At 63.7% G+C, this 5,871-nt stretch carries 4 protein-coding genes; 2 read left to right on the top strand and 2 right to left on the bottom strand.

Annotated elements, in window-relative coordinates; all coding sequences use genetic code 11:
* Positions 1 to 105: 105 nt before the first annotated feature.
* Entirely contained in the window at positions 106 to 1,056 is a 951-nt protein-coding gene (locus EN943_RS34135; RefSeq protein WP_245476079.1) for a hypothetical protein, read from the bottom strand.
* 83 nt (positions 1,057 to 1,139) lie between these two features.
* Positions 1,140 to 2,198, bottom strand: coding sequence for a CapA family protein (locus EN943_RS34130; protein WP_127416276.1), 1,059 nt, complete (start codon positions 2,196 to 2,198; stop codon positions 1,140 to 1,142).
* A gap of 107 nt (positions 2,199 to 2,305) precedes the next feature.
* Here EN943_RS34130 and EN943_RS34125 point away from each other — a divergent pair, with 107 nt between their 5' ends.
* Together EN943_RS34125 and EN943_RS34120 are read left to right on the top strand one after the other, a co-directional pair.
* A complete protein-coding gene (locus tag EN943_RS34125) occupies positions 2,306 to 3,571 on the top strand; it encodes a hypothetical protein (RefSeq protein WP_127416275.1) in 1,266 nt (421 codons plus the stop codon).
* A 437-nt stretch (positions 3,572 to 4,008) separates the two neighbouring features.
* Positions 4,009 to 5,631 carry a DUF2778 domain-containing protein gene (locus EN943_RS34120; RefSeq protein WP_127416274.1) on the top strand — a complete coding sequence of 541 codons (1,623 nt, stop codon included), beginning with the start codon at positions 4,009 to 4,011 and terminating at the stop codon, positions 5,629 to 5,631.
* Positions 5,632 to 5,871 lie beyond the last annotated feature (240 nt).

Genomic DNA, 5,871 nt, shown 5'->3' with positions numbered 1-5,871 from the left:
CGAAACAGCCTGCGGACCGATCGTCGATACAAGTTTTGTTTCATGGGTCAGAGGCCGACCATAGGCACGACAAATACGGCTTCGACGGCTGACGGCTCAGCACGATCAGCCCGCCTCGTCCTTCGCGCCGATCTTGCGCACAAGTGCCGCCGTCGCCAGCATCGCGCCCATGTCCGATATCATCGGCGCGACATGCCTGCTGTAGTCTAGCGGCACTGAAATATCCGGCAGCTCGAAGAAGTTCTTGGTCTGCGGCAGCAGCAGGAAACCATCACTGCCGTTGAGCGCGACGCGGGCCGGATCGTCCGGCCAGGTTTCGCCAAGCCATTTCAGCGCCTGCGCCAGCCGGCCGCTCACCAGTGGCTGTGCCGCTCCGAGATTGTCGGTGCGAAACTCGTAGGCGGCGTCGAGCGCCGCGTCGCCGCTGGACAGCTCTTGCAGCTTGCTGGCGAAAATGCCGCGAAAGAAACTGATGACGGCGTTGGTCCGCCGCGTCGCCACCAATATGCCGGGGAACGGCGCGATGGTCTCGAAAGCCACGATGACGCCCTGGAAGGCGGTCGATGAGCCCTTGCCGGACCCTTCCCGCAGATGCGCCTCGTACAGCTCGAACGGAAACCCTTCGTAGCGGCCCGCCACGATGTCGTCGAACGCCTGCCGGTTGAACGGACCAACCGCCGTGCGCGGCAACCGGTCGAAGGAATTCGGCGTCACGCCATGCTGGTAGCGCATATCGGCGATGAAGCCGAATATGATCGGCAGCAGCGTCTCGCGGAACGATTGCTGCAGCCGTGTCGCCGGTTTCCTGGCCTGGAAATAGAGCAGGATCGAAGCCGCGAAGCCGATCACATAGAGAAATACATGCGGCGTCGAGACCCATTGCTCGTTGGGGTCGGCGACCTTGTTGAACAGCCAGGCGACCAGCACCACGGCCACCAGCACCAGCCCGACGAACACCGGCACCCGCCAGCGCACCTGCCGGACCGCCGACGCCCTTGCCGCTTCATAGGCCTCGATGTCTTTCCGGATGCCGGCGATGACCGTCTCGCTCGGCATGAAATCCGCTGTTTCCACCGCCACCCCCGCAAGCCTGCCTCTGCGGGAGCATGATAGTTGGTTTTGCAGGGGCCGCCAGACGTTTAAGCGGATACGCCTTGATCGGCTGGTGGAGAAGGAAAGACCGCTCTCAGCCGCCCCTCGACCTTGCCCCTGATCGCTCCCTCCAAAGCCTCGACCAACACCAGCCGCTCATGGTCGCCGGCGCGCAGGCGCATGAATGGATGCATCCGGTAAGACGCGATCGTGCCGCGCGTACCGGCATCGGCACTGACATCGACAATGAGGATAGAACCGATGCGACCAGGCCATGGCTGGCGGGCAAGCGCGGTGCCGAGGAAATCGCCAAGCCCATAGGCGACGATCGTTCCGTCGATCTTTTCCACCGGCTGCACGACATGGGCGTGATGGCCGGCGATCAGGCCGACGCCGTGCCCGGCCAGCCGCCTGGCCAGAGCTCGCGTCTCGTCGCGGGGAAAATGCCGGAACTCCCAGTCCCAATGCGGCACGGCGCAGAGTAAGTCAAAACCATCGCGCGGCCAGCCGGCCGGATCGCTGTCCATCGACACCCGCCCGGCAAACAGGTTCTCATCGGCGTTGCGCCACAGCGTGAAGGCGGCGAAGCCGATATCAAGCGATCCAACCTGGACCGGCACCACAGGACCATCGGCGGCCAGGCCGATCGTGCGGATGCCGAGCCGCAACAGCGCCGCAACCGTCTCGTCGAAACCGGTGACGCCCTGGTCCAGCACATGGTTGTTGGCCAGCGATAGCACGAGTTTTTCACGTGGGATGCCGACCGCCGCCAGCGCCTCGGCGAGAAACAACTCGCTCATGGCATGATGCGTGCCGAGCCTTGTGCCCAGCACCGCGCTTGGTCTGTCCACCACAGGGCTTTCACAATTGCCGATCACCAGATCGGCAGCGACGAGCAACGCCTTGATCGCCGGATCGCAATCCGGCGCGCTGCGGTTGGCCACCGCCGAGATGTCGCCGACAAAGGCAAGCCGCATTGTCTGACTCGGCGGCGGATCCATCAGCATCCCAGCCGCCGGTGCAAAGTCTCGCACGTCTCCGGCCAGCGACGGCTTCAGGAGACGCGGCAGCCAGGACAGCTTGTAGGAAAGCGGATAGTTCGACACGCGATGCCCAATTGTTTGCCCTGTGTAGACCGTCCGCCGGGCGGATTGAAGCGCGGTGCTGCAAATGGTGTATATTTGCGCTGCGCGACAAATATTGGGGGGAAAAGATGACACGACTGGCAGGCCTGCTGACATCCGCTTTCATTCTGCTCCTGCCGCTGTCTTCCGCGTCGGCGGCAATGCCCGAAGCGGCAACCAGGCTGTTCAAGGCGAAGACCGTGACCGCGCGCGACGCTGCCCTGTCGATGCTGGAGGCCGCCGCGCCAAAAGACCCGGCAGCCGCCTATGCGGCTGGGGCGGGCGAGTTCTTCACCGCACTGGAGATCCTGGCCACCGGTCTGCACCGTCATGGTTTCGAAAGCCCGCAATCCTTCATGCTGCCGCTGATGCGGTTGCCGGTGCCCGACAATCCCAATCCCGAGCCGCTGACTTACGAGCAGTTCCGCACCATCCTGGTCGGCTTCCGCGACCGGCTGGAGAAATCCGCTGCCACGTTTGCGTCGGTGCCGGCGAACGCCGATATCGGCATGGCGATCGATCTTACCCATGCCGGCATCGACCTCAACGAGGACGGCACCATCGCGCCGGACGAGAGCATGGCGGCAATCATCGCCGCGTTGTCACGCGGCGGCATTACATCGGACGCCGCCGCCGCCACGCTCACCTTTCGTTTCGACCGCGCCGACGGGTACTGGCTGCAGGGCTATGCCGAGTTCCTGATGGCCCAGGCCGATTTCTGGCTGGCGCATGATTTCAGGAGCACCTTCGACGGCTCGTTCCACATGCTGTTCCCGCGCGCCAAATTGCCGTTGCAGGATATTCTGGTGCCGCCGGCCGGCGACATGGGCTCGAGCATCTTCTCCTCGGAATGGCGCATCGCCGATTTCATCTCGATGGTGCATCTCATCAACTGGCCGGTGGTCGAACCGGAGCGCCGGCAAGCGGCGCGCCGCCACCTGCTGGAAATGATCCGGCTGTCGCGCGAGGACTGGAAGGCGATCCGCGCCGAGACCGACAATGACCGCGAATGGCTGCCTGGACCGCAGCAGAAGGGCGAGAACCCGCTCACCGGCCTCGAAGTCGGCGAGGAGCAGGTCCAGGCCTGGCTCGCCGCCTTGACCATGGCCGAGGATCTCCTGGAAGGCCGCAAGCTGCTGCCGCATTTCCGCGTCACGGCCAGTACTGGGCTTGGCATCAACATGAAGCGCTTCTTCGATGACCCGAAAAACTTCGATCTCGTGCTGTCGATCACCGGCCCGGCCATCGCGCCCTACCTCGAAAGCGGTGAGCTCGTGACCAGCGACGATTTCGACCAGATCCAGCGCCAATTCGGCGGCGGCGGTTTTCTGACTTTTGCGCTCTGGTTCAACTGAGGGCGGGATGTTTGAGGCCCTTCCGCAGAGGGAAATCTTGGCAAGACCGGCAACATTTTTACTAGAAGCAGGCGCCATTCCCAGGCGATGTCTGCTGCCAGTCACCTCACTGCATATGCCGCGCGAAGGCGCTTCGCAAAAATTAGCAGCGGCTGTTTTGCTTGACTCGGCCGCCAAAAACAGGCAGCAAAACCAGGTCGGAAGGGCGACAACACCACTTTCCTGGCCGTGGACGAAGCCAAATTTGGCCCAAATCCACATCTCGTCGTTGGTTTTGAGAGGAATTGATTAACCAACTTTGTCCATATTTTGAAGCAATCGGCAACCAACTACAGACGCGACAAACGCGTCGGGGACCACCTGGGATCACTCACAGAATGGTCGTCGCGGCTCTCAAGGCCACGTACGGGGAAACCGATTGAAGCGAGATTGGTTGCATGGCGTTGTTGAGTACACACAAAAAAATCCATGGACTGCGTGAGGGCGGCGAGTTCGTCGATGCTCGGCGTTCCTCTTCCTTCAATGCTGGCCGGGTGGCCCGCTGGGTCGCGCTGCCTTGCGTCAGCACCGCCATCGGCCTTTGGCTGATCGGCACCATGGCCGGCCTCAGTTCCGTCGGCGCCTCGCTGTCGGCGACTTCGGTTGGCCTGCCCCAGACGCTGTCCATGCCGGGATCGCTCGCACTTACCGATCCGCTGAAACAGCACTTTTTGAAAGCACCCTTCGTGCTGGCCAATGCCAATGGCGGCACTCGGGCCCTGCATGATCATTCGGTGCAGTGCGGCGCCAGCTGTTTCAAGCTGGCCAGGGTAAGCTCGCGGGCGGAAAAATCCGAACGCCTTGTGGTGCAGGCAAAGCCGATGCCTGCCGCCGTGAAGTCGAAGGCGCAGGAGCGCTTCGAACGCATGGAAGCGTCGCTTTCGCCGATGAAGCTGGCCGCTGCCTTTGCCGACGCCGGAAAGCCTGCCGCCAGTGCCAACACCCGCCCGGTGATCTCCACCGTCGCACCGCGAATTGCCGAGGCGTCGTTGGTGCCCTCCGTCCCGGTCACAGCCAGCCTGTCCGACAGCATGCCAGTTCCGGCGGCCGAACGTTTCGCCCGGCTGGATACCGACTCGGTGGTCGTGCAGACCGCACCGCCGCCGATGGGCTTCGCCCAATCCGATACGCCAGACAATTCGCAGTTGGCGCTTGCTCTGGTGCGGTCGCTGCCGGCCGACGACGAGGCGTTTGCCTCACCGCTGCCGATCGAGGAATCGTCAGCCGATGTCGTGGTTTCACCCGTCGAAACCCAGCAGGATCAGCCCGGCGATGCCGCCTCGCTGCCGGACGCGCTGACCGACGACGTGCCGTTGCCGACCCGCCGCCCGCAATTCGACGCGCCGCAGCCCAAAATCGTGCAGCAGCAGCCTAAGTCCGTTCAGCAGCCCAAATCTGTTCAGCAGCCCAAGCTCGCCCAGCAATCGAAGCCGGCACGCGAGACGGTCCAGCAGGCCCAGCCGGCAAAACCGACGCGGCAAGGCCGGCCGGCCGATGGCGGCGACGTGCTTGCCTATGCCAAGCCCGACACGCCTTCGGGCGGCCTTGGCAAGGCGTTCAGGAACCTGTTCAACTCGCCAGGCGCCAGGAGCGGCGCCGGCAATGGCGTCGCCGTGTACGACATCAGCAGTGCAACCGTCTACATGCCTGACGGCTCGAGGCTCGAGGCACATTCAGGCATCGGCGCCATGGCGGACCAGCCGCGTTATGCCGACCAGAAGAACCGCGGGCCGACGCCGCCCAACACCTACAATCTGTCGATGCGCGAGTCGCGCTTCCACGGAGTGGAGGCCTTGCGCCTGACACCGGTCGATGGCCGCAACAAGTACAATCGCGACGGCCTGCTGGCCCATACTTACCTGCTTCGGGGCCGCTACGCCCAGTCGAGCGGCTGCGTCGCCTTCAAGGACTATGCGCGTTTCCTCGCCGCCTTCAAGAAGGGCAAGATCAAACGCCTGGTCGTGGTGCCGCGCCTGAACGGGTCGGCAACGCAGGTCGCATCAGCCGCCAGGGGCGTGTAGCGACAAGAGGCTTTCGGGCCCACCTCCCCGCCTGCTCCTGACAGCCTGCTGTCAGGAGCAGCACTGTCCAGCGCGCCTCTCCCCACCGCGCTCTTTCCATTTTGGCCAGGAAATCCCATATTCGGGACATGGCCAAATCTCCCGATCAGAAAACGCCGCCGACGGCGCATGACGACCGCGCCGTGCCGAAGCGGCGCAGCCCCCTGACCGATTTCCTGGACGCTTCGGAGCCGCTGCACA

Origin of the sequence: Mesorhizobium sp. M7A.F.Ca.US.006.01.1.1, assembly GCF_003997935.1 — a bacterium.
In the GTDB taxonomy this organism is placed as follows: Bacteria; Pseudomonadota; Alphaproteobacteria; order Rhizobiales; family Rhizobiaceae; genus Mesorhizobium.
This window is presented reverse-complemented; position numbering and strand designations above follow the sequence as displayed.